The organism is Arthrobacter sp. 9V, from assembly GCF_902506065.1.
In the GTDB taxonomy this organism is placed as follows: Bacteria; Actinomycetota; Actinomycetes; order Actinomycetales; family Micrococcaceae; genus Arthrobacter.
Map to the genome: position 1 here is coordinate 1,874,982 of NZ_LR732912.1, position 23,417 is coordinate 1,898,398.

Annotated in this window: 22 protein-coding genes; 16 read left to right on the forward strand and 6 right to left on the reverse strand. The window is 61.3% G+C overall.

Annotation, left to right across the window (positions count from 1 at the left end; translation table 11 throughout):
* Position 1: 1 nt before the first annotated feature.
* Together BACI9J_RS08785 and BACI9J_RS08790 are read right to left on the reverse strand one after the other, a co-directional pair.
* Positions 2-778 (reverse strand): type 1 glutamine amidotransferase, encoded by a 777-nt coding sequence (locus BACI9J_RS08785; protein ID WP_159734028.1) that lies wholly within the window; start codon positions 776-778, stop codon positions 2-4.
* On the reverse strand, positions 775-2,106 hold the full coding sequence (locus tag BACI9J_RS08790) for a Mur ligase family protein (protein ID WP_159734029.1): 1,332 nt from the start codon (positions 2,104-2,106) through the stop codon (positions 775-777). The genes BACI9J_RS08785 and BACI9J_RS08790 overlap by 4 nt, the downstream gene beginning before the upstream one ends.
* Before the next feature lie 103 nt (positions 2,107-2,209).
* On the opposite strand from BACI9J_RS08790, the gene pdxT reads away from it, so the two are divergent.
* From pdxT to BACI9J_RS08835, 9 genes are all read left to right on the forward strand, one after another.
* Complete coding sequence (gene pdxT, locus BACI9J_RS08795) at positions 2,210-2,911, forward strand: pyridoxal 5'-phosphate synthase glutaminase subunit PdxT (protein WP_159734030.1); 702 nt, start codon at positions 2,210-2,212, stop codon at positions 2,909-2,911.
* A 3-nt stretch (positions 2,912-2,914) separates the two neighbouring features.
* Positions 2,915-3,670 (forward strand): YebC/PmpR family DNA-binding transcriptional regulator, encoded by a 756-nt coding sequence (locus tag BACI9J_RS08800; protein ID WP_159734031.1) that lies wholly within the window; start codon positions 2,915-2,917, stop codon positions 3,668-3,670.
* Positions 3,671-3,735: 65 nt separating this feature from the next.
* Positions 3,736-4,314, forward strand: coding sequence for a crossover junction endodeoxyribonuclease RuvC (gene ruvC / locus BACI9J_RS08805; protein ID WP_159734032.1), 579 nt, complete (start codon positions 3,736-3,738; stop codon positions 4,312-4,314).
* A gap of 113 nt (positions 4,315-4,427) precedes the next feature.
* Positions 4,428-5,072: a Holliday junction branch migration protein RuvA gene (gene ruvA / locus BACI9J_RS08810; protein WP_159734033.1), complete on the forward strand. Its 645-nt coding sequence runs from the start codon at positions 4,428-4,430 to the stop codon at positions 5,070-5,072.
* The gene (gene ruvB, locus BACI9J_RS08815) at positions 5,065-6,141 is read left to right on the forward strand and encodes a Holliday junction branch migration DNA helicase RuvB (protein WP_159734034.1); all 1,077 of its coding nucleotides are present in this window, start codon (positions 5,065-5,067) and stop codon (positions 6,139-6,141) included. The genes ruvA and ruvB overlap by 8 nt, the downstream gene beginning before the upstream one ends.
* 143 nt (positions 6,142-6,284) lie before the next feature.
* Entirely contained in the window at positions 6,285-6,668 is a 384-nt protein-coding gene (gene yajC / locus BACI9J_RS08820; protein WP_201296671.1) for a preprotein translocase subunit YajC, read from the forward strand.
* A gap of 114 nt (positions 6,669-6,782) precedes the next feature.
* Positions 6,783-8,534, forward strand: a complete 1,752-nt coding sequence (gene secD / locus BACI9J_RS08825; RefSeq protein WP_159734036.1) for a protein translocase subunit SecD — start codon at positions 6,783-6,785, stop codon at positions 8,532-8,534.
* Entirely contained in the window at positions 8,534-9,529 is a 996-nt protein-coding gene (secF, locus tag BACI9J_RS08830; protein ID WP_159734037.1) for a protein translocase subunit SecF, read from the forward strand. Before secD ends, secF begins: the two co-directional genes overlap by 1 nt.
* A 165-nt stretch (positions 9,530-9,694) precedes the next feature.
* Positions 9,695-12,088, forward strand: a complete 2,394-nt coding sequence (locus BACI9J_RS08835) for a RelA/SpoT family protein (RefSeq protein WP_159736409.1) — start codon at positions 9,695-9,697, stop codon at positions 12,086-12,088.
* 27 nt (positions 12,089-12,115) lie between these two features.
* On the opposite strand, the gene BACI9J_RS08840 is transcribed toward BACI9J_RS08835, so the two are convergent.
* The 3 genes from BACI9J_RS08840 to BACI9J_RS08850 all read right to left on the reverse strand — a co-directional run bounded on the left by BACI9J_RS08840 (position 12,116) and on the right by BACI9J_RS08850 (position 15,266).
* Positions 12,116-12,724, reverse strand: coding sequence for a hypothetical protein (locus tag BACI9J_RS08840; RefSeq protein WP_159734038.1), 609 nt, complete (start codon positions 12,722-12,724; stop codon positions 12,116-12,118).
* A 103-nt stretch (positions 12,725-12,827) separates the two neighbouring features.
* Positions 12,828-14,405 (reverse strand): DUF349 domain-containing protein, encoded by a 1,578-nt coding sequence (locus BACI9J_RS08845; RefSeq protein WP_159734039.1) that lies wholly within the window; start codon positions 14,403-14,405, stop codon positions 12,828-12,830.
* A gap of 66 nt (positions 14,406-14,471) precedes the next feature.
* On the reverse strand, positions 14,472-15,266 hold the full coding sequence (locus BACI9J_RS08850) for a peptidylprolyl isomerase (protein WP_201296541.1): 795 nt from the start codon (positions 15,264-15,266) through the stop codon (positions 14,472-14,474).
* A gap of 205 nt (positions 15,267-15,471) precedes the next feature.
* Here BACI9J_RS08850 and hisS point away from each other — a divergent pair, with 205 nt between their 5' ends.
* The 3 genes from hisS (at position 15,472) to BACI9J_RS08865 (ending at position 19,589) form a co-directional block, all read left to right on the forward strand.
* Entirely contained in the window at positions 15,472-16,821 is a 1,350-nt protein-coding gene (gene hisS, locus BACI9J_RS08855) for a histidine--tRNA ligase (protein WP_159734041.1), read from the forward strand.
* A gap of 110 nt (positions 16,822-16,931) precedes the next feature.
* Positions 16,932-18,725, forward strand: coding sequence for an aspartate--tRNA ligase (gene aspS / locus BACI9J_RS08860; RefSeq protein ID WP_201296542.1), 1,794 nt, complete (start codon positions 16,932-16,934; stop codon positions 18,723-18,725).
* Between the two features lie 66 nt (positions 18,726-18,791).
* Positions 18,792-19,589: a GNAT family N-acetyltransferase gene (locus BACI9J_RS08865; RefSeq protein ID WP_159734043.1), complete on the forward strand. Its 798-nt coding sequence runs from the start codon at positions 18,792-18,794 to the stop codon at positions 19,587-19,589.
* Positions 19,590-19,598: 9 nt separating this feature from the next.
* On the opposite strand, the gene BACI9J_RS08870 is transcribed toward BACI9J_RS08865, so the two are convergent.
* A complete protein-coding gene (locus BACI9J_RS08870) occupies positions 19,599-20,198 on the reverse strand; it encodes a Vms1/Ankzf1 family peptidyl-tRNA hydrolase (protein WP_159734044.1) in 600 nt (199 codons plus the stop codon).
* Between the two features lie 41 nt (positions 20,199-20,239).
* Here BACI9J_RS08870 and BACI9J_RS08875 point away from each other — a divergent pair, with 41 nt between their 5' ends.
* The 4 genes from BACI9J_RS08875 to BACI9J_RS08890 all read left to right on the forward strand — a co-directional run bounded on the left by BACI9J_RS08875 (position 20,240) and on the right by BACI9J_RS08890 (position 23,389).
* Positions 20,240-21,736 (forward strand): replication-associated recombination protein A, encoded by a 1,497-nt coding sequence (locus tag BACI9J_RS08875; protein WP_159734045.1) that lies wholly within the window; start codon positions 20,240-20,242, stop codon positions 21,734-21,736.
* A gap of 203 nt (positions 21,737-21,939) precedes the next feature.
* The gene (gene rpsD, locus BACI9J_RS08880) at positions 21,940-22,560 is read left to right on the forward strand and encodes a 30S ribosomal protein S4 (RefSeq protein ID WP_011774968.1); all 621 of its coding nucleotides are present in this window, start codon (positions 21,940-21,942) and stop codon (positions 22,558-22,560) included.
* Between the two features lie 159 nt (positions 22,561-22,719).
* Positions 22,720-23,094 carry a DUF948 domain-containing protein gene (locus BACI9J_RS08885; protein WP_017197541.1) on the forward strand — a complete coding sequence of 125 codons (375 nt, stop codon included), beginning with the start codon at positions 22,720-22,722 and terminating at the stop codon, positions 23,092-23,094.
* A 64-nt stretch (positions 23,095-23,158) separates the two neighbouring features.
* The gene (locus BACI9J_RS08890) at positions 23,159-23,389 is read left to right on the forward strand and encodes a hypothetical protein (protein ID WP_159734046.1); all 231 of its coding nucleotides are present in this window, start codon (positions 23,159-23,161) and stop codon (positions 23,387-23,389) included.
* Positions 23,390-23,417: the final 28 nt, after the last annotated feature.

Sequence of the window (23,417 nt, forward strand, 5' to 3'; positions counted from 1 at the left end):
CTCAGCGCGGCCGGCGGGCGGCGTGTTCACGCGCAAGGCGTGCATAGTCGTCGTCGGGCGTTCCCGGCACGAAACTACCGAACTTGCGCTCGGCTGCCGTGCGGATCAGGAAGTCGGCAATGGCCGGGTTCTTCGGGAGCAACGAACCGTGCAGGTAGCTCGCTACAACGTTGTTGTAGCGGGCGCCCTCGTGGCCATCTTTGCTGTTGTTGCCCGCGCCTTTTGTCACGGTGCCCAAGGGCTCGACGCCGGGTCCCAACGTGGTCTGCCCGCTGTGGTTCTCGTAGCCAAGGATGTCGCCGAACTCGGTGGACTTCATGGTCACGTTGCCGATGAGTCGTTCATCCGTGCCGCGCGTTTCAACGTCGAGGATGCCGATGCCGGGAATGACAGGTCCTGTGCTGGTTTTAAAGAACTTCCCAAACAACTGGTAGAGCCCGCAAATCACCAGCATGGGCGCGCCCTCCTCCGCCAGTTGCTTCAGCTGAGCGGCGCGCGCCTGGAGGTCGTTCTGAATGACCAGCTGGCCACTGTCCTGCCCGCCTCCACCCACAATGATGTCGATGTCGTCCGGGAATTCGTCACCCACGTTGTACTCGAGCAACTCCGGGGTGTAGCCATGCCACTTGATCCGTTGTTTGAGGACCAGGGCGTTGCCCCAGTCGCCGTAGATGTTCATTTCGCGCGGGTAGAGCTGGAGCACGCGGATTGTCCCCTTGCTGGACTGGTTGTCCGGCGTGGGATGGGTATCTGGTGTGGGCTGGGCTTCCGAAGTCATGAGACCACCTCAACTATGGTGATTTTGGCCAGTTCGCGGCGGATGGCGAGCATGGAAGTGTAAGTGCAGAAGACGCGTTTGGGCTTGCCCCGGGAACCGTCGATGAAGGCGCGCAATGCTGCTGTGATGTCTGGTTCCACCACTCCGAAGTGAACGTCGTCATATTGAAGGCGAAGCGCCATGTCGTAAGCGCGTACGCCGGTGAGGACTTCAACGCCTCCTTCGCGCAGGGAGTCGAACTCGACGTCCCACAGCCAGGACATGTCCCTGCCGTCTGCGTAGTTGTCGTTGATGGCGATCATGGTGGCGTATCCGCCGGCGGGAAAGGACTTCAGCCCCAGCCGGAAACCGCTGGGGTTCTTCACCAGCACCAGTTCCAGTGGTTGTCCATCCACTGTGAGGCTTTCACCACGGCCGAAGGCGGGAGCAACTTCCCCCAGAGCCTTCACTAATTTGGGGGTATCAACGGGTCCGGTTCCCATAATGGACCTCGCTAGCGACAAAGCCGCCGCTGCATTGAAGATGTTATAGACGCCACGCAGCTTCATGGATGTGGTGACGGTTTCGCCGTCGAACTCAAAATCGGCGTCCTGGGCACCGACCCGTCGGAGCACGACGTCGGCAGCCGGCAGGTCTACGTCCTCGCCGGTCTCTGCGGCAACAGAGGTCCCTGACGGGGAGGGGCCGATGCCGGTGGTGCGCATCTCGTCGTCGTTGGGGAAGGTGCTGCGCAAAGACTCGTCGAGGCCGAAGTAGCGGACTTCGGGATGGTGAACGGCGTCAAGTGTGTTGATGGCTTGGGCAATCCGGGCGACGCGGGGGTCTTCGCGGTTCAGGACAACGGTATCGGTGGTTTTGGAGGCAATGTGCTCCAGAAGCCGGGCCGTCTTGTCGATTTCACCGAAGCGGTCCAATTGGTCGCGCAGCACGTTCAGCAGCAGGCTGAAACGCGGCTCCACTTTGTTGACGAAGTGCACGGCGTGAGCTTCGTCCAGTTCCAAAATGGCGATGTCTGCGTCGAGGCGGCCACGCCAATCCACATCGCCCAACAGGGAGGCAGCCACACCACGGGTGAAGTTGCTGCCACTGCGGTTGGTGAAGACCTTCAGGCCTTGGCTTTCGAGGAGCTCCACCACCATCTTCGTAGTGGTGGTCTTGCCGTTGGTGCCACTGACCACAGCTACGCCAAGGGGGAGCGAAGCCAGCGTTCGCTGCATGAAGCCGGGATCGATTTTCTCAACCACCAAGCCGGGAAAAGCTGAGCCTCCGCCCCGGAGCCGGGACAGTGTGCGGACCAGCTTGCCGAGGGGAACGCTGAAGGAAAGCATGCTCTGTAATATATCCCAGTCAGGGCATGGAGCCGGCGACCGGCATGGCCGCTTGGCAACCGCGGGCAGCGTCACGAAGGCCGTGGACCACTATGATGGTCGAATGACCAACCCCCTTTCCGACGCTTCGTCACGCGTGGGTTCAGGACTCCGGATCGGCGTGCTGGCTCTCCAGGGCGACTTCCGCGAGCACATCCACGCTGTAGAGGCCGCCGGCGCCACCGGCGTGGGTATTCGCCGCCCTTCAGAGCTCGACGACATTGACGGCCTGATCATCCCAGGCGGCGAATCCACCACCATTGACAAGCTCTCCCGGATCTTCGAAGTCCGTGACCCCCTTCAAAAGCGCATCGCGGAGGGCTTGCCGGTTTATGGCTCCTGTGCCGGCATGATCCTTTTGGCCAATGAAATTGCCGATCCCGCAACTGACGTGAACGGAAATCCCCAGCAGACGTTTGGCGGGCTGGATATCACGGTCCGCAGGAACGCTTTTGGACGTCAACGTGAGTCCTTCGAAACCGACCTTGATTTCAAAGCCCTTGATTTCAGCGCAGGGGAGTCCGGCGTGGATCCCGTTCACGCGGTGTTCATTAGGGGTCCTTGGGTGGAGCGAGTTGGCCCGGGCGTGGAAGTCCTTGCCCAGGTTGACCCCGATCACGCCAGCCACACGGCTACTTTGCATGGAGTGGCTAGAATTGTTGCAGTGCGTTCGGGCCAACTGCTGGCCACCTCCTTCCACCCGGAAGTGACGGGAGAGAAACGCGTGCATGAACTCTTTATTCGAATGATCAGAGGAGAAGCGTAAAGCATGTCAGGCCACTCCAAATGGGCGACCACCAAGCACAAGAAAGCCATCATTGACGGCAGGCGTGCAAAGTCGTTCGCAAAGCTGATCAAGAACATCGAAGTTGCTGCCCGCATGGGTGGCCCGGACCTCGCCGGCAACCCTGGCCTGGAACTTGCGGTCACGAAGGCCAAGAAAACTTCGGTTCCCAATGACAACATCGACCGCGCCATCAAACGTGGGGCAGGCCTCACCGGTGAAGTGGTGGATTACACCGAGATCATGTACGAGGCCCGCGGTCCTCAGGGTTCTGCCCTGTTGATCGAATGTCTGACCGACAACAAGAACCGCGCTGCATCCGAGGTGCGCCTGGCTATCTCACGCAACGGCGGCACCATCGCCGATCCCGGTTCCGTGAGCTACCTCTTTGCCCGCAAGGGTGTTGTCGTATTGCCCAAGAACGGCCTCAGCGAGGATGACATCCTGATGGCGGTCCTGGAAGCCGGGGCCGAAGAAGTCAAGGACAGTGGTGAGAACTGGGAAATTCACTCGGAGCCCTCTGACCTTCAGGCCATCCGCGACGCCCTGAAAGAAGCCGGCATCGATTACGACACCGACGAAGCCGAATTCGTTCCCTCCATGCAGGTGGACCTGGACGTTGACGGCGCCAAGAAGTTCATGAAGCTTGTGGACGCCCTTGAAGACCTGGACGATGTCCAGAACGTCTACAGCAATGCGGACCTCAGCGAGGAAGTCCAGGCTGCCCTCGACGCCGAATAGCCGGCCCAGGCGCACCGCGTCAGTTTGATACATAGCAGCTTTGCATCAACCAGGAAGGCCCGGACTTGACTCTTCGCGTATTGGGAGTCGATCCGGGCCTTACCCGTTGCGGCATCGGTGTAGTGGACATAGAGAAGAACCGCAGGGCCACCATGGTGGCAGTGGGGGTGGTGGGGACCTCTGCTGAACTGACGCTGGATAAGAGGCTGCTGGTGATTGCCCAGGCCATCGATGAATGGCTGGACCTGCACAAGCCGGACGTCGTCGCCGTCGAACGTGTCTTCTCGCAGATGAATGTCAGCACCGTGATGGGCGTAGCCCAAGCATCAGGCGTTGTGATCGTGGCGGCCGCCCGGCGAGGCATCCCCGTCGCGTTGCACACACCCTCGGAGGTCAAGGCGGCAGTCACCGGCAGCGGCACCTCCAACAAGGATGCTGTTACCAAGCTGGTGACCAAGATTTTGCGGCTGGATGCACCGCCGAAGCCGGCCGATGCTGCGGACGCTCTTGCGCTGGCCTTGACCCACGCATGGCGGGCAGGAAGTGGAATGGGCTCAGCAGGGGGTGCGAACGGCGAGGGAGGTCTCACTGCCGCCCAGAAAGCATGGGCTGACGCCGAAGCAAAAGCGCGCCGCAAACGCTGATTGTCAGCTCCCCTTGCTAGGGTATTCGTAGATATGTTCGGATAGTCCGCTTTGGTCGCAATACTGACAGCAGTATGACGCAACGGAGCAGGCAGTATTTCAGGAGCCGGGTCTTGATCAGTTTTCTCCGTGGAACCGTAGCCCACGTTGGTTTGTCCACCGCTGTAATCGACCTCAACGGTGCGGGAATGAGTGTCTTCGCCACACCGCAGACCTTGAGCCACCTCAAAACAGGAAGTGAAGCCAAGCTCTTCACGTCCATGATCGTCCGCGAGGATTCCCTGACGCTGTTCGGCTTCGCCGACGACGACGAACGCGAAGTCTTTGACGTCCTGCTCAGCGTCAGTGGGGTGGGGCCGCGTTTGGCCCTGGCCGTGCTGGCCGTGCACGAGCCGGAGGCCATCCGCGTGGCGGCGCATACCGGTGACAGCAAGACGTTCACCAAGGTGCCGGGTATCGGTCCCAAGGTAGCCGGCAGGATCGTCCTCGAGCTGGCCGGAAAGCTGGTGCCCCACGGAACCGGAACCGGTACCGCTCCCGCCGCAGCTCCCAACGCCGAATGGAAGCCGCAGGTTGTCGCAGCCATGACAAGCCTGGGATGGTCCGAGAAGGACGCCAACGGCAGCATCGATAAAGCCATGGCAGACTCGCCGGAACTCGTGGACGCAGGAAACGTGGCCCAAATCCTTCGCGCTACGCTTCGCTGGCTTGGCCAGGACGGCGCCCGCGCAGGCAACCGTGTAGGCAGCCGTGGCTGAGCAGTCACTCGTCAGCGGGGGAGAGGAACCGGAAGAGCGGGTCATTGAGGCCGCTCTCCGGCCCAAGAACCTGCATGATTTCGTAGGTCAGCACCGCGTTCGCAAGCAACTCGCCCTGGTACTTGAAGCCTCAAAGATGCGTGGCCGCAGCGCCGATCACGTTTTGATGTCCGGGCCTCCAGGACTCGGTAAGACCACCCTTGCCATGATCATCGCAGCAGAAATGAACGCACCCCTGCGTATCAGCAGCGGCCCGGCCATCCAGCATGCCGGAGATCTGGCCGCCATCCTCTCCTCGCTCTCGGAGGGCGAGGTCCTGTTCCTTGACGAGATACACCGCATGTCCAGGCCGGCTGAAGAAATGCTGTACATGGCCATGGAGGACTTCCGCGTGGACATCGTGGTGGGCAAGGGTGCAGGGGCAACTGCCATTCCCTTGGAACTGCCGCCATTCACACTGGTGGGCGCCACAACCCGTGCAGGGCTTCTACCGGGTCCGTTGAGGGACCGCTTCGGCTTCACCGGCCACCTTGAGTTCTATTCAGTGGAAGAACTTGAACTCGTCCTCCGGCGTTCTGCAGGTCTTCTGGACTTGAAAGTGAACTCTGCGGGTTTCACGGAGATAGCGGGCCGGTCCAGGGGAACGCCGCGTATTGCCAACAGGCTCCTGCGCCGGGTCCGTGACTGGGCCCTGGTTCATGGCATTGATCAAATTGATGCACGTTCGGCCTCTGCGGCGTTGGATATGTATGAAGTGGACGAGCGCGGCTTGGACAGGCTCGACCGCTCTGTCCTCGAAGCCCTCATCACCAAGTTCAACGGTGGCCCTGTGGGTCTGTCCACTTTGGCCATTGCGGTGGGCGAAGAACCAGAAACCGTGGAGACCGTTGCCGAGCCGTTCCTGGTCCGGGAGGGTCTTTTGGGCCGCACACCCCGGGGGCGGATCGCCATGGCGTCCGCTTGGACCCACCTTGGCTATGCCGTCCCGGCCGGAGTCTTTGGTCAGGAGACCCTTGCTCTGTTCGGTGAGGACGAAAACCACGCCGAAAGCGTCGATACCATCGGTTAACACGCTCTGTTCAGCTTTTCCCACTAGACTGGTATGACGCTCGGCACGTTCGAGTCCTTGATCAATGCCGCTCTTGCGGATCTGCCAGGGACGTTGCCGTGAACCAAAACGTAAGTACAGAACGGAACTTCCCTGTGGATCCAATGACCATATTGCTGTTCGTCATGCTTGGACTCTTTGTCTTCATGATGTTCCGCCGAAACAAGAAGACCCAGCAGCAGCAGGCTGAAATGCAGTCAAAGTTCGCTCCGGGCGTCGACGTCATGACCAGCTTTGGTCTCTTTGGCCGCATCGTGTCCATTGACGAAGCCGAGAACAAAGTCGTGATTGAACTTTCCCCGGGTAACCAGGCCACGGTTCACCGTCAGGCTGTCACCAAGGTGGTCGAGACGACCCCCGAGGAAGCTCCGGTCGTTCCGGATGACGCTTCTTCCCTGACCGCCGCGCAGACTGAAGCTCCTGCCGCCGTCGAGACACCCGAAGAAACCATCGCGCGCCTCAACAAAGAGGACAAGAAGGACATCTAGCTCCGTCAGTCGCGGCGACACCGCGCAAGGCAACTTCTACGGCAGCGGAGAGCCGCCGGCAGACGCTTACCAGCGTCGGCCGGCGGCTGTCCGGCGATAACAGGAAGATCGATAATGGCACGGACCGGCCCCAAAAACTCAGCCCGCAGGGTGCTGACCTGGCTTGGAGCAATTTTCGTTGTATTAACCGCTGTCCTGGCTGGCGGAGTAGTCACTGGCAACGCCAGTTGGGCTCCGAAGCTTGCTCTGGACCTTGAAGGCGGAACCCAGATGATCCTGGCACCCCGGGTGGAGGGTTCCAGTGAGATCAATGAGGAGCAACTCAACCAGGCAGTTGCCATCATCCGGCAGCGTGTGGATGGCTCCGGTGTTGCCGAAGCCGAAATCAGCACCCAGTCGGGCCGGAATGTTGTGGTCAGTCTTCCGGGAACTCCTTCCAAGGAGACCCGCGACCTCATTCAGGCATCGGCGGACATGAACTTCCGCCCGGTCATCACCTATGGTGATCCTGCGGCTGTACCGGCAGAGCAGCGGACCCCTGAGGATCAGCTTCCCAAGCCCACGGCGGCGCCCGCAAATGCCAGCGACATCAACTGGGTCACTGCGGACATCGTCAAGGAATTTGAGGCCCTCGATTGTGTGAATCCCTCCGCTGAAAAGCGCGACCGTTCGGACCCCGCCAAGCCGCTGGTTACCTGCGAGGCGGCCACGGACAAGACTCCGGCCATCAAATACATCCTTGGCCCGGTTGAGGTCAAAGGCCAGGACATCAGTGATTCCACCTTCACGCAGGTTCAGGGTGCCCAGGGTTCCGTGACCAACAGCTGGGGCGTAAACATTGTTTTCAACCCGGATGCCACGGCCAAGTTCAAGGCAGTCACCGAACGCCTGAACCAGTTCTATGTTGCGGCGCAGGCCCAGGGTACCGACGATCCCAAGTCGCAGTTCGCAATTGTCCTGGACGACAAAGTGCTTTCCGCCCCGCGCGCCCTGGCTGTCATTACGGACGGGAAGCCCCAGATTACGGGCAACTTCACCCAGGCGTCCGCGAAGGCCCTCTCGGATCAGCTCCGCTTCGGCGCCCTTCCCATTAGCTTTGAGATTCAATCACAGGAGCAGATTTCGGCCACGCTTGGTGGCGATCAACTTCGCCTCGGGCTGCTGGCGGGCATGATTGGTCTGTTGCTCGTTGTTGTCTATTCCCTCTTCCAATACCGTGCTCTTGGCCTGGTAACCATCGCCTCCCTTGTGGTTGCCGGTGTGCTGACCTATCTGGCGATCGCGATCCTTGGGTGGACGGAAAATTATCGCCTCTCCTTGGCCGGTGTAGCCGGCCTGATCGTGGCCATCGGCCAGACTGCGGACTCATTCATTGTTTACTTCGAACGCATCAGGGATGAGCTGCGCGAGGGTCGTGGACTGGTCTCCGCCGTGGAGAACGGCTGGAAGCGGGCCAAGCGCACCGTGCTGGCCTCCAAAGCCGTCAACCTTCTCGCGGCCTTGGTCCTGTACTTTGTTGCTGTTGGCAACGTCCGCGGTTTTGCCTTCACCCTTGGCTTGACCGCCTTGGCTGACCTCCTCGTGGTGTTCATGTTTACGCACCCCATGCTGCAGGTTTTGGCGCGCACCAAGTTCTTCGGCGAAGGACACCGGTTCTCCGGACTTTCTCCTGACCGGCTCGGCGCAGTCCCGCTCTACCGTGGCGCCGGCCGACTTCGCACGCCTGCCGAAAAGCCCGTAGTGGTCAGGCCGCGCAACGCCGGCGCTGCTGCCGAAGCCGAACGTCGCATGACCATCGCCGAGAGGCGCCTTGCCGAGAAGGGCCAGCTGACTGGTACTTCGAACGGCACCAAGGAGGAGAAGTAATGACTACGAGCTTCGCGACCTTCGGCCATGAGCTCTACACGGGCAAGCGCTCGTACAACTTCGTCAATTCGAAGAAGATCTGGTTCCTCATTGCGGCCGTCGCCGTGGCGATCTCCATCCTGGTTCCGGTCGCCAAGGGCGGCTTCAACCTTGGGATCGAGTTCCGTGGCGGTTCGGAATTCACCGTTTCGAACGTGAGCACCACGGATGCCGCCCTCGGCGAAAAGGCCGTTCATGACGTGGTCCCGGGAGCCATTCCGCGTGTAGCCAACGTGGCCGGCAACACCATGCGCATCCAAACGGACCAGTTGACCGATGACGAGACGAACCGGATCAAGGATGGCCTCACCAGCGCCTACGGGGTCACCGAGAACGAGGTAACGTCCAACTTCGTGGGACCAACATGGGGTCAGGACGTCACGCGTCAAGCATTGATTGGACTGCTGGTCTTCGTTGGATTGGCAGCTGTTCTGATGGCGCTGTATTTCCGAACTTGGAAAATGTCATTGTCAGCACTGGTGGGCATGCTCGTCACCATGTTCACCACAGCGGGTGTTTACGCGCTGAGCGATTTTGAAGTCACGCCGTCGGCAATCATTGGCTTCCTGACCGTCCTCAGCTACTCGTTGTATGACACAGTGGTGGTCTTCGACAAGATCCGCGAGAACACCTCGGACATTTCCACGTCCACTCGCCGCACTTTCGGCGAAGAGGTCAACCTTGCTGTCAACCAAACCCTGGTCCGCTCCATCAACACCATGATGGTGGCCATTCTTCCGGTTGCAGCGATCCTCTTCATTGGCGCCGGGCTTCTCGGGGCAGGTACGCTGCGGGATCTTTCATTGGCCTTGTTTGTGGGCATCCTCATTGGTACTGCTGCCACGATCTTTATTGCGGCACCGCTGTATGCATGGTTGCGCCAGAGCGAGCCTGACTTGGTGAAGCAAGCCAAGAGGGTTGCCCATCGCAGGACTGAAGCCGCAGTCGGAGCCTAGACAGTCTCTGAACAGCCCTTTGATTTGCCTTGAGCCGGCCTCCGCACCAGTGCGGAGGCCGGCTCTTTGACTTGCCTGTGTCATCGTCATGTGCTGCCCGGTTGCAGAAGCATTCACCTGCGGGAATAGACTGGGAGAATTAAATCGGTTGTGAGGGGTACTTCTGTGGAAGAACGTGCGACGTCGGCACCACCGGCGGGCGGGGATGACAGCCGCAAGGCTGTGGCAGTTCCGGCAACGAGCGTGCCCGGACGGACTGCAGCGGCGGTTCCGGTCGATGCTCCCGGCGTGCGTCCCACCTTCCCGGGACGGAGGGAGCGCACCCGTTCCCGCCTGGCCCGCCTGACAGGCCGGGGAGTTGCTCCGTACTCACCCATTCTGGAACCACTGCTTCGTACAGTCAGGGCGAATAATCCCAAAGAGGACTTCGATCTGATCCAGCGCGCCTTCGCTGTGGCAGAGCAGAGCCATCAGGGGCAAAAGCGAAAGAGCGGTGATCCTTACATCACCCACCCGGTGGCAGTGGCCACCATCCTGGCCGAGCTCGGCATGACCGGGACAACGTTGGCGGCGGCATTGCTGCACGACACCGTGGAGGATACTCCGTACACACTGGCGGACCTGACGCGCGACTTCGGCCCCGAAGTTGCCATGTTGGTAGATGGCGTCACCAAGCTGGACAAAGTGAGTTTCGGTGAAGCTGCCCAGTCGGAGACGGTTCGCAAGATGGTCGTCGCGATGGCCAAGGACATCCGGGTACTGATGATCAAGCTGGCGGACCGCCTCCACAACGCGCGTACCTGGCGTTTCGTTTCTGCGGAGTCTTCGTCGCGCAAGGCCCGTGAAACCCTGGAGATCTTCGCACCGTTGGCCCATCGCTTGGGCATGAACACCATCAAGTGGGAACTGGAAGACCTCTCATTTGCAGCGCTCTACCCCAAGGTGTACGAGGAAATCGTGCGCATGGTGGGAGACCGTACGCCTGAGCGGGAAAAGAGCCTGAGCGTTATCCGCAACCAGATCGCGGATGACCTTCGGACGGCCCGGATCAAGGCGACCATCACGGGCCGGCCCAAGCACTATTACTCGATTTATCAAAAGATGATCGTCCGCGACAAGGACTTTGACGACATCAACGACCTCATGGGCGTGAGGGTGTTGGTGGATTCGGTGCGGGACTGTTATGCCGCACTGGGAACTCTGCATTCACGGTGGAACCCGCTTCCGGGCCGGTTCAAGGATTACATCGCCATGCCCAAGTTCAACATGTACCAATCGCTGCACACCACCGTGATTGGCCCGGGTGGCAAGCCCGTGGAGATCCAGATCCGCACCCACGAAATGCATCGGCGCGCAGAGTATGGCGTGGCGGCCCACTGGAAGTACAAGGACCAGCCCAACCGGACCGCACAAGGTCCCGGCAGCCCTCGTGACGGCGACATGGGCTGGCTGCGGTCGCTGGTTGACTGGCAGCAAGAGACCTCGGATCCCGGAGAATTCCTGGATTCACTTCGCTACGAGATCAACGCCCGGGAAGTGTTCGTTTTCACCCCCAAGGGCGAAGTCATGGCCCTTCCGGCAGGGTCAACCCCTGTGGACTTCGCTTACGCCGTGCATACTGAGGTGGGCCACAGAACCATTGGCGCGCGTGTCAACGGCAAGCTGGTTCCGCTCAACAGCGAACTGAACCATGGTGACTGGGTTGAGATCTTCACCTCCAAGGCAGAAGGTGCAGGCCCCAGCCAAGACTGGCAGCACTTCGTCAAGTCGGCTCGAGCGCGCAATAAGATTCGCCAGTGGTTCACCAAGGAACGCCGCGAAGAAGCTATTGAACGTGGCAAGGACATGCTGACCAGGGCCATGCGCAAGCAGAACCTGCCCCTGCAGCGCCTGATGACTCACGACGCCTTGTCTGCGGTGGCAGAGGACTTCCACTATGTTGACATCTCCGGCTTGTACGCGGGTGTCGGTGACGGTCACACATCAGCCCAATCCGTCATGGAAAAGCTCGTCGAGCACCTGGGCGGCCATGAAACGCCCGACGAAGACCTCGATGAAGTCAGCATCCCCACCCAGGTTGCGAAGTCCAAGTTCTCGGACTCCGGCGTCATTGTGCGCGGCGTGGGCGATGTCTGGGTCAAGTTGGCCAGGTGCTGCACCCCGGTACCGCCGGACCCCATCCTGGGCTTCGTCACCCGTGGTTCAGGAGTCTCCGTCCACCGGACAGACTGCACCAACGTCTCCGGTCTCCGCGACCAGCCGGACAGAATCGTTGAAGTTGAGTGGGCGCCTACCCAGTCCAGTGTGTTCCTGGTGGAGATTCAGGTGGAAGCTTTGGACCGGAAGTCCCTTCTGTCCGATGTGACCCGTATCTTGTCCGAAAATCATGTCAACATCCTCGCTGCATCTGTTCACACTTCCAGTGACAGGGTTGCGATTTCGAAGTTTGCTTTCGAGATGGGCGATCCCAAGTACCTGCACCACGTATTGAATGCGGTCCGCAGAATCGACGGCGTTTTCGACGTCTACCGGACCACGGGAAACCGGCGCCGCAGTTAGCGAGGTTCCCGGCCGGCAAGGTTTCAGCTAACGGATATCTGTTGAGGCCAGTTGTGCCAAGGTAGCCAAGGCGCGCCGTTTGTGGGGGACCCGCGGAGCGGCTTCGACGGCCAGTATGAGGAGCCGGAGCTTGATACCGAGCTCCTCCCGTGCCAGGAGGCGCTTCAGGGCCGGTAACGCGCGTTCCGTTTCCACGTGGAGGGCGATGTCAGCTGCGGTACGGAGCGGGCTGCTGACCAGCATCCCTCCTAGGCTGACCACGTCCATTTGTCCCAGCCGGACTTCGTGCAGGCTGCATGCTGTGCTGCCCCGCAGGCTTGAAATGCGGTGTTTCGCATCAACCAGCAGCGACAAATGCTCCGGCGGCTTGGCGCAACCGTAAATCCATGCCGCCGTAAGCCGTCCGGCGACCACCTTGGTCCGAATCCGTTCCGGGACTGTCAGGGCCGCTGCGCGGGCTCTGAGACGGTGAGTGACAGCCACACCCGGTGAAGCATAACTCTTCCCGTACAGAGGCAGCAGGATGCCATCGAAAGCCATGCCCTGCAGTTCGTTCCACGAAAAGATACGGCTGGGGGAGTAGAGCTCGGATATGACCGGCTCCTGCAAGTGGGGGGCTATGACAGCGGGGACCATTCATTGATCATTCCGTGCGGCCGCCCTACGAGTACAGGCTCCGTCCGGGTTATGTGGATAACCTGAACGGAGCCTGCAGGAGAACTGCTTACTCAAAAACCCCCTATGCGAGGTCGCTGGCTGAGCGCTGGATCTGGTCGAGCCATGCCTGACGTGCTTCCAAGGCCTCGCGGGCGGCCTTGATGCGGCGCTGGTCACCGGCCTTTTCAGCCTTCTCGAGATCTTCCTTGAGGCCTGCGATGGCAGACTCAAGTTGCGACAAGGCGCTGTTGGTGCGGGCCTTGGTTTCCGGGTTGCTCCGGCGCCACTTCTCTTCCTCAGCTTCACGGACCGCATCTTCAACTTTGCGAAGCCCGGCTTCGATCCTGCCCATATCGGCGCGGGGTACCTTGCCGGCGTCCTCCCAACGGTCCCTGATGGACTGGAGGGCCTTCTTGGCAGCATTGAGATCGTTGATAGGCAGGAGCGCCTGCGCCTCAGTGACCAACTGTTCCTTCACGGCGAGGTTCGCCGTGTATTCCTGGTCGATTTGATCGTTGGCGGCCTGCCGGTTGCTGAAGAAGACGTCCTGGGCGGCGCGGAAGCGGCCCCACAGTGCGTCATCATCCTTGCGGCTCGCACGCGGAGTTGTCTTCCACTGGTCCATCAGCCTGCGGTACTCGCCCGCTGCGAATCCCCAGTCAGTAGACGTGGAGAGGGCTTCCGCCTCTGCGATCAGGGCTTCCTTGGCGGACTTTGCAGCGGAGTTGTTGCTGTCCAACTGCGAGAAGTAGGCGCGGCGGTGACGATCAAATACCGTCCGGGCAGAACGGAAGCGCTTCCACAGCGCGTCTTCGTTGCTGCGACCGAGCCTGACACCGCTCTTTTGCGCTGCCTTCCACGTTTCAAACAGCTCGTTCATGCGTGCGCTGGAGGTCTTCCACTGGATCTGCGCGGGGTCCTGGCCGGCAATGGTCTCAGCTTCGGCAACAATTGCTTCCCGTGCCGCGAGCTCGTTGGCGCGAACCGCCTCATGAGCGGCCTTCTCCGACTTTTCCAGTTCCACGATCTGCGTAGACAGGGCATCCAGGCGGGCCTCGGCAGCACGGATGTCTCCCACCATGTTGCGCTCAGCAAGCTGTTCACGCAGGTGAGTGACGGTCTTCTGCATGTCCGTGGCGGGAGCTTTGGACTCTACGCGGTGTTCCAGGAGAACTACCTGTGCGATCACGTCGTCGAACTTGCGGGCAAAGTAACCAAGTGCCTCGTCCGTGCTGACGCCCGGGTACTGACCAACAGCGATCTCCTCCCCGTCCAGCGTCAGGAAGACATGGCCATCACCTTCAGCGCGTCCCCATTTGGCTGCCTCGGCGAGAGACGCAGCGGACACCGCGGGAGCCGCGGGAACGACGGCGGCGGGAGCCTTGGGGCGGGCCGCGAAGGCTGCCGGGGAAGGCGCTGCGGAGGGTGTCGGACGAGGAGCAGCCGGTGTTGCGGGCTCTGTGGCCGGCGCTTCCGCCTGGACTGCGTCGTTAGCGTCCGCTGCGTCGTTAGCGTCCGCTGCATCTTTGGCTGCCGTTGCGTCGTCGGCCTGAACATTCTCCGCCGGAGCCGGCGTACCGGCGCCGTTGTTGCCGCTTGCCTCGACTTCTTCTTCGTTGGCCACTACTGCTGTTTCGTCGGATTTCTGACTGTCTGTCACCGCTAAAAGTCTTTCGCTTGGAGGGAACTGCTCAGGTAATGCACTCCGGGCCGGGCCTGGAGCTGGTTACTTCAGAGAAAACGAGTCTATCGTGACAGGTGCCACAGGGGCGCCGTCGCTGGCATTTCCGCCGGGTTTGAGGCCTGCTGCCGCAATTTTGGCGACGACGTCGAGGCCGCTGGTCACCTTGCCCACCACGGTGTAACCTCCGGCGGTATCAGCCGGAATGGTGGTGTCCTTGTAGACGATGAAGAATTGGTGCCCGTTGCCGTAGGCGTTATTGCCTGTTCGTGCCACGGCAATCGTCCCGGCAGGGTACTTGTTATCTGCGGGAACATTCTCCAGCGGACCCCACCGGTAATTTGCGTCCTCGGCCCCGTCTTCGGTTTTGGCGCCACACTGGAGGAGACCGAACGTTTCGGAAGTGGTCAACCGGTGGCAAAAGGCGCCGTTGTAGTAGCCGGCGTCGCTGAGGGACTTGAACACTGCGGCAGCCTGCGGTGCTGCGGTTCCGTTCAATTCGATGCCGAGGACTCCGCTGTTCAAAGCGAGCTCGCCGGTGAAAGTCTTTCCAACAGCCGTTTCCGGGCCGGGGATGTCGGCGCTGTTTGACGCGGCAGGCGAAGCGGAGGGCGAGCTGAGCCCTGCTTCAGCAGCGGCAAACTCCGCCTCAGTGGGGTTGGAGCTGAAAACGGTCAATTGCAGCACTACGGCCAGGACCACTGCCACGCCGGCCGCACTCACGGCGATGGTGTTGTCCCTTTTGCGTCGCTTGCCCTGTTCCTGCCGCAGGGCACGCTTGGCTTCCATCTGCCGGATGCGCCGTTTTGCTTCGCGGTCATCCCGCGACCTTGTTGCCAAGAGTCCTCCTGATTGTGTCCACATTCGATGGCTGCCGACAGGAACCGGGCATGCTGCATTAGATGTGCACGCGCGGAAAGCATAAACTGGCTGCCGCACATAGTTTATGCATGACCGGCTGGACGCCCGCCCTGTAAACGCCGAAAGGGCGTTTAAAGCTGCGGTGCCTTGCCAGCGTCAGCTTTCTTCGAGGAGACATTCCACCATGGCACGTACCGCCTCCCTGTCCGGATTCCCCGAGTGGCTTCCCCAGGAGCGGTTGGTGGAACTCCATGTGCTGGATACGCTCCGGAAGACGTTTGAACTCCACGGATTTTCGTCCATAGAGACCCGTGCTGTTGAAACCGTGGGCCAGCTGCTGCGCAAAGGCGAGATCGACAAAGAGGTCTATGGCCTGAGCAGGCTCCAGGACGATGAAGGTGAGGACGTCAAATCTGACAAGTCCGATCCCAACGCCTTGGCCCTCCACTTCGACCTGACAGTTCCGTTCGCCCGCTATGTGGTGGAAAATGCCGGCTACCTGGCATTTCCGTTCCGCCGGTACCAGATCCAGAAAGTCTGGCGGGGTGAGCGGCCTCAGGAAGGCCGGGCACGCGAGTTTACCCAGGCAGACATCGATGTTGTGGGCGACGGCGAATTGCCGTTCCGTTATGACGTCGAAATCGCGTTGGTAATCGCCGAGGCCCTCAGCGCCTTGCCCATCCCGGACTTCCGGCTCCGTATCAATAACCGCAAGCTGGCCGAAGGCTTCTATCGCGGGATCGGACTCGCCGACACTGCCGGGGTACTGCGCAGCATCGACAAACTGGAGAAGATCGGCGCCGAAAAGGTCGCCGGACTGCTCAAGAGTGAGCTCGGAGCTACGGACGAACAGGCTGGTCTTGCCCTGGAACTGGCATCGATCCGTACCGAGGACGCCTCCTTTGTGGACCGGGTCCGCGCACTCGGGGTCAAAGATGATCTCTTGGAAGAAGGCCTGAGCGAGCTTGAGCAGGTTATCCAGGCAGCAGTTTTGCGCGCTCCCGGGAAAGTCATCGCGGATCTCAGCATCGCCCGCGGCCTGGACTACTACACGGGCACCGTTGTTGAGACAGTGCTGGTAGGCCACGAGCAGCTGGGCTCCATCTGTTCCGGAGGCCGCTATGACGCGCTGGCGAGCAAGGGCAACCGGAAGTTCCCCGGCGTCGGCCTCTCCATTGGTGTCACCCGGCTTGTGTCCCGCATTCTCAGCCAGGAACTGGCTGCCGCGTCGCGCACAGTGCCGACGGCGGTGTTGATCGCCTTGAACTCGGACGACAGCTGGTCCGCCGCGCAGGACATTGCAGCCCAGTTGCGCGGCCGCGGAATTGCCACGGAAGTTGCAGCCAAGGCTGAGAAGTTCGGAAAGCAGATCAAGTTTGCGGACCGTCGCGGTATCCCGTTCGTGTGGTTTACCGATGACGACGGCAAGCACCAGGTCAAGGACATCCGTTCAGGCGAACAGGTTGACGCCGATCCCGCCAGTTGGATGCCTGCTGAAGAGGATTTGCACGTCCGGGTCACCACCGCCGGCTGAGGTCCAACGATTGTTCCAAGGCTGTGGCGGGAGCCGGGGCCGGGGAAGGTAAACTCGGACGGGACCGTCTTTGCAGCGGTCCCTCTATATTTCATGCTGAAAGGAATGCTGTGCTGCGCACACATGACCTCGGATCTCTTCGTTCCGAGCACATTGGACAAACCGTTACCCTGGCCGGCTGGGTGGGGCGCCGCCGCGATCACGGCGGCGTTGCATTCGTTGACCTGCGTGATGCGTCCGGTGTAGCCCAGGTGGTTGTCCGTGAGGAAGAAGTCTTCCACGGCTTGCGGAACGAGTACGTCCTGCAGGTGACAGGCACGGTCAACAAGCGTCCCGAAGGCAATGAGAACCCTGCGCTTGCAACCGGTGAGATCGAGGTCATAGCTGACAAGGTTGTCGTCCTCAACACCTCTGACCCTTTGCCGTTCCAGATCGACGAACACGTGGAGGTCGGCGAGGAAGCCCGCCTCAAGCACCGCTACCTGGACCTCCGCCGCCCCGGCCCCGCACGCAACATGCGTCTGCGTTCGGAGGCAAACCGTGTGGCACGCGAACTCCTGCACCAGCGCGGCTATGTGGAAATCGAGACTCCCACGCTCACGCGTTCGACGCCGGAAGGCGCCAGGGACTTCGTTGTTCCGGCACGTCTGGCCCCCGGTTCATGGTATGCCCTTCCGCAGTCCCCGCAGCTTTTCAAGCAGCTCCTTCAGGTGGGTGGCTTTGAGAAGTATTACCAGATTGCCCGCTGCTACCGCGATGAGGATTTCCGCGCGGACCGCCAGCCGGAATTCACTCAGCTGGACATCGAAGCCAGCTTCGTGGACCAGGACGATGTTATTGAGCTGGGCGAGGCAATCGTCAAGGCGCTGTGGCAGCTGATCGACGTCGAGATCCCCACGCCGATCCGCCGCATGACCTACTTGGACGCCATGGCCAAGTACGGCTCGGACAAGCCGGACCTGCGTTTTGGTGTTGAATTGACTGAGCTCACGGAGTTCTTCAAGGACACCAACTTCGGCGTCTTCAAAGCGCCTTACGTCGGCGCCGTCGTCATGCCGGGCGGGGCATCCCAACCGCGCCGCACTTTGGACGGCTGGCAGGAATTTGCCAAGCAGCGCGGACACAAGGGCCTGGCTTACGTCCTTTTCAAGGAAGATGGCGAACTTGCCGGCCCCGTCGCCAAGAACCTTACCGACACCGAGCGCGAGGGCCTGGCCGACGCCGTTGGCGCCAAGCCGGGCGACTGCATCTTCTTCGCCGCCGGTGAAAAGTCCGCGGCGCGCGCCCTGCTGGGTGCTGCCCGTGTTGAGATCGGCCACCGTACCGGCCTGATCGACCCCAAGGACTGGGCATTCGTCTGGATCGTGGACGCGCCAATGTTCGAGCCCGCAGCCGCAGCTGTCGCTTCCGGTGACGTTGCAGTGGGTGCCGGCCAGTGGACGGCAGTGCACCACGCCTTCACCTCGCCCAAGCCTGAGTTCATGGATACCTTCGATCAGGACCCGGAGTCGGCACTTTCCTACGCTTACGACATCGTGTGCAACGGCAACGAGATCGGCGGCGGCTCCATCCGTATCCATGAGCGTGAGGTACAGGAGCGTGTCTTCCAGCTCATGGGCCTGGACAAGGAAGACGCCGAAACCAAGTTCGGCTTCCTTCTTGAAGGTTTCAAGTACGGCGCCCCTCCCCATGGCGGCATGGCGCTCGGCTGGGACCGCGTGGTTGCCTTGCTTGCCGGAGTGGAATCCATCCGCGACGTCATTGCCTTCCCGAAGTCGGGCAACGGCTATGACCCCCTGACGGCCGCACCGGCTCCGATCACGCCGCAACAGCGCAAGGAAGCAGGCGTCGACTTCAAGCCTGAGGCCAAGCCGGCGGCAAAGCCGGAAAGCAAGTCCGAATAAGTTCCTGCAATTGGCTCCTCACTCAGGTGGGGAGCCTTTTGTGTTGCAGCCAAGGAAGGATTCCTGATGGTGGAGCAGGCGTTCCTGGAATCGCTCATGGATCAGGCCTGGCCTGGTCTTGATCGCGAAGAGCTTGACGCGGGAAACGCGGGGGAGTGGGTCCTGCGTGCCTCAGGCGGAGTGACCCAGCGGGCTAATTCCGTATGGCCCCGCACATCCCTCGGCGCGCAGGGCGAAATCAAGGGCCTTACGCGAGCCGTGCGTGCAGCCTCGCAATGGTACAGGCTTCGCCGGCTTCCGTTGATCTTCCAAGTCTTCGAGGACCCCCGCACCTCCACCCTCAATGCTGTCCTGGATGAGCAGCGCTTCACGCGGCAATCGGCTACAAGGATCATGGTCCGCGGCGCGGAAGGCCTGCCGGTGAACACCTCAGTCCGGGAGGTTGACCTGGCTGGGGAACCGTCCGGGGAATGGCTTCAGGTGTGGTGGTCCGTGGATGGCCGTGGCGGCGACGCTGAGCTGGCCGTAGCGCACAAGATTCTTATGGCGTGCCCGGCGCTGTATGCAATGGTGAGGGACGACGACGGCGTTCCCGCCGCCGTCGGGCGTCTGGCCTTGGTGGACGGCTGGGGCGGTATCTACAGCATGGCGACTTCTGCAGAGCATCGAAGGCGCGGTTATGGGACAGAGGTTCTGGCCGCGCTACTGAACGCCGGAGCCCAACAGGGTCTCAAGGGATTTTGGCTGCTCGTCACCGAGGGGAATTATGGAGCGCAGATACTCTACTCGAACGCCGGATTCACCCACCACGGCAGCTACTTGTACCGGCAGGCACCCCTGAAGCGGGCGTCCGGCGGCTGCTAGAAATGGCTGTCAGCCGGGCGGATCGGTCACCGTGACGCGCACGGCGCAGGCGTCGGCAGCGGCCTTGGCCAGCACTGCGGTTTTTGGAGCTTGAACGTCCAGGAAAGCCAAACGTGTTCGCCCGGACAAGGCCCTAAGCAACGGTTGGGCGAGAACCTGCTCCACCAGTACGCGGTCGCCTCCCGGAACGATGTACTCAATGCGGTGGTCGTTAAAGATCCGTGCAGCGTGTTCTGCTGTGGCCTTGGCTTCAAGGAATCGATTGCCGCTCTTTGAGGAGAGGATCGTGGCCCCGCTGGCAGCGGCTATGGCGTATCCGCCCTTGCGGACCAGCAGCAGGCCAAGTCCTCGTTCCTGGTTTGAAAGTGAAGCCAAACGGTCAACTTCGTTTGCTCCCCGGCCCGGACGTCCATCGGCAGGCCACGGGGCTTTGAGGCGTGCAATCGCTCCGTCGGCTGCCCGCAACAGCACCCCGTCGTCGTCGAGGTCTTCATCAACCGGACCATGGCTGGCTGCGAACCGTTCCACCCAACCCTGCAACCTGGCTGCGGGCACCAATGCCACACGGCTGCCGGGACTCTGATGAGCGGCAGATGCTCGGCGATCCACGTCGATGTCTCCTTTGCTGGAACTATGAGTAGCCTATCCATGTGGAAGATCTCTTTGGTGCCGGTGCAGTTGACGACGATGAGTCCGGCGATCTGCCTGCCTCCGGGGGAACCTCCGATGCCCACTGGATGGCTTCCCAGCGGAGTCCGCTTGCGGTAAGAATGCGTCCCCGGTCCTTGGACGAGGTGGTGGGACAGCAGCATCTGCTGGGGCAGGGTTCGCCTTTGCGGCAGCTGGCTGCAGGTGCTGAGGCCAAGGGCCCCTCTGGCCCCAGTTCGGTGATTCTTTGGGGTCCACCCGGCACCGGGAAGACGACGCTCGCCCATGTCATTGCGCGCGGCCCAGGACGTAAGTTCGTTGAATTGTCAGCCATTACCGCCGGTGTCAAGGACGTGCGCCGCGTCATGGATGAGGCCTTGACGGCCCGGGACCTTCACAAGAAGACCACCGTTCTTTTCCTCGATGAGATCCATCGTTTCAACAAGGCCCAGCAGGATGCCCTGCTCCCTGGGGTGGAGAACCGTTGGGTGGTGCTGGTGGCCGCCACCACTGAAAACCCATCCTTCTCCGTGGTGTCGCCTCTCTTATCCCGCTCGCTCCTGCTCACCCTGAAGCCGCTCACCGATGAGGACATTTCCGGTCTCCTCCAGCGTGCTGTGGCTGACGCCAGGGGCCTTGCCGGCCGCGTGGAGCTAAGCGCTGAGGCGTTGGACCATCTGGTCAGGCTGTCCGGAGGAGACGCCCGCAGGGCGCTGACCGCACTGGAAGCCGCTGCAGGCGTCGCATTCGGTGACTCCGCTGCGGTCCACAGTGCTGAGGCCGGAACCATGGGGCAAGAGGAAGATGGTGAAGCCGACGACGGCGAACCCGGACTTGCGAACGACGGCCTTCCCGACGCCCCTGTGGTGGTGGAGCTCCGCCATACTGAACGCGCGTTGGATGCTGCGGCGGTCCGCTACGACCGCGCCGGTGACCAGCACTACGACGTCGCCAGCGCGTTCATCAAGTCCATCCGGGGCTCGGACGTGGACGCTGCGCTGCATTATTTGGCACGCATGCTTGAGGCTGGTGAGGACCCCAGGTTCGTTGCGCGGAGGATCGTGATCTCGGCCGCGGAGGATATTGGCATGGCCGATCCCACTGCTTTGCAGACCGCAGTGGCAGCCGCGCAGGCAGTGCAGTTGATCGGCATGCCGGAGGGGCGGATCGTACTGGCCGAAGCGGTGGTCCACTTGGCCACCGCGCCCAAGTCCAATGCCGCGTATATGGGGTTGAATAAAGCCGTGGCAGATGTTCGTGCCGGCTTTGGAGGGGGTATTCCCATGCACCTTCGTGACGCCCACTACCCGGGAGCAAAGCAACTGGGCCATGGGAAGAGCTATAAGTACGCCCATGATGAACCGCACGGTGTGGCAACCCAGCAGTATCCGCCGGATGACTTGGTGGGAAAGGACTATTACCAGCCCACCAATAACGGAGCTGAACGCGATATTGCCGCCAGATTGGAACGGCTTCGCAAGATTGTGCGTGGAGAGTAGAACCCCTTCTCGCCCGCTCCGGATGGCAGCCATGCCCATGGTAGGATTGATCCTTGTCTGGCATGGCCCGACGCACAATCCCACTGAAGATTCCTTCAATAGTGCTGTGCGCCCGGGCTAGTAGCAAGAGGTAGCGGTTGGCCGATGCTCTCCCTGATGGAGGCCAGTAACACTGACACACCGCAGTAATTGGAAGGACACAAGTGGCTAACAACACTCGTGCTCGCCGTACCGCACGCCTTTCGCGTGCACTCGGCATTGCTCTGACCCCCAAGGCCGCCAAGTACATGGAGCGCCGTCCGTACGGCCCCGGCGAGCATGGCCGTGCCCGCAAGAAGCAGGACTCCGACTACGCCGTACGTCTGCGCGAAAAGCAGCGTCTGCGCGCCCAGTACGGCATCCGCGAAGCCCAGATGACCCGTGCCTTCGAAGAAGCACGCCGCACCAAGGGCCTCACCGGTGAAAACCTGGTTGAGCTCCTCGAAATGCGTCTGGACGCCCTCGTGCTCCGTGCAGGCTTCGCCCGCACCATTGCACAGGCCCGCCAGCTGGTTGTGCACCGCCACATCATGGTTGACGGCATCCGCGTGGACCGCCCGTCCTTCCGCGTTGGCGAAGGCCAGCTCATCCACGTTCACAGCCGCTCCGAGGTTATGCCCCCGTTCCAGGTGGCAGCCGCTGGTGCACACGTGCTGAACAACGTGCCGGCATACCTGGACGTCAAGATTGACGCCCTCCAGGCCCGCCTGGTTCGTCGCCCGAAGCGCTCCGAGGTCCCCGTGATCTGCGAAGAGCAGCTCGTCGTCGAATTCTACGCTCGCTAAATTTCAGCAGCGCATACAAAGAAGCCCGTGGCACACGCCGCGGGCTTCTTTGTCTGTAAGGTACCGGGCCAATATAGGTAAGGTACTGGGGGAGGCCTTGCCCAAAGCCGGGGAACCGGCCGGGTTGAGGCAGCGAAACGATCCAAGGAGAAGAGTTCTATGTCTGGTGGCGACATCGCCGGCCTCATCGCAGCAGGAGTTTTTGCGCTCCTCGTCCTGCTTTTGGCCGTGCCCATTTTGAAGCTGGGCGGCGTTTTTGATGAAGTGCGGACCTCCATCCGTTCCATCAGCGACGGCGCCACGCCCCTGATGGATGAAGTTACTGCAACAGTCACCACCACCAACCAGCAGCTGAAGAAGGTTGACGGCATCGCCTCCAACGTCTCCGACGCCTCGGCCAACATCTCCGCGCTGTCCTCGCTTGTTGCAGCCACGGTGGGCTCGCCGTTGATCAAGGTGGCCGCCTTCAGCTACGGCGTCCGCTCGGCGTTCGCCGGCCGCCGTACACCGTCCTCCGGCCGACGCAGCCGCTGACCCAACCAGCCGCTGAACCAGCCGGATGGTGAACTACCCGGCTGCTGACATACAGGGAGACCTCATGAAACGAATTGTGTGGATGGGCATCGGCGTCGCCATCGGCGTCATTGCATTCCGTAAAATCACCGAAGCCCAGGCCAGTCTTGGACCGGAAGGTCTGAATCGGGCCGTGGGCAGGATGGCAGATGGCCTGTTCGACTTTGCCGATGCCGTGCGTACAGGAACACATCAGCGCGAAGAGGAATTGCGGGCAGCGTTGGGTATCGAGGACGCCGTAGCCTCGCGCCGCTAGCGGCTGCGGTTCGCCCCCGCGCCCTCAA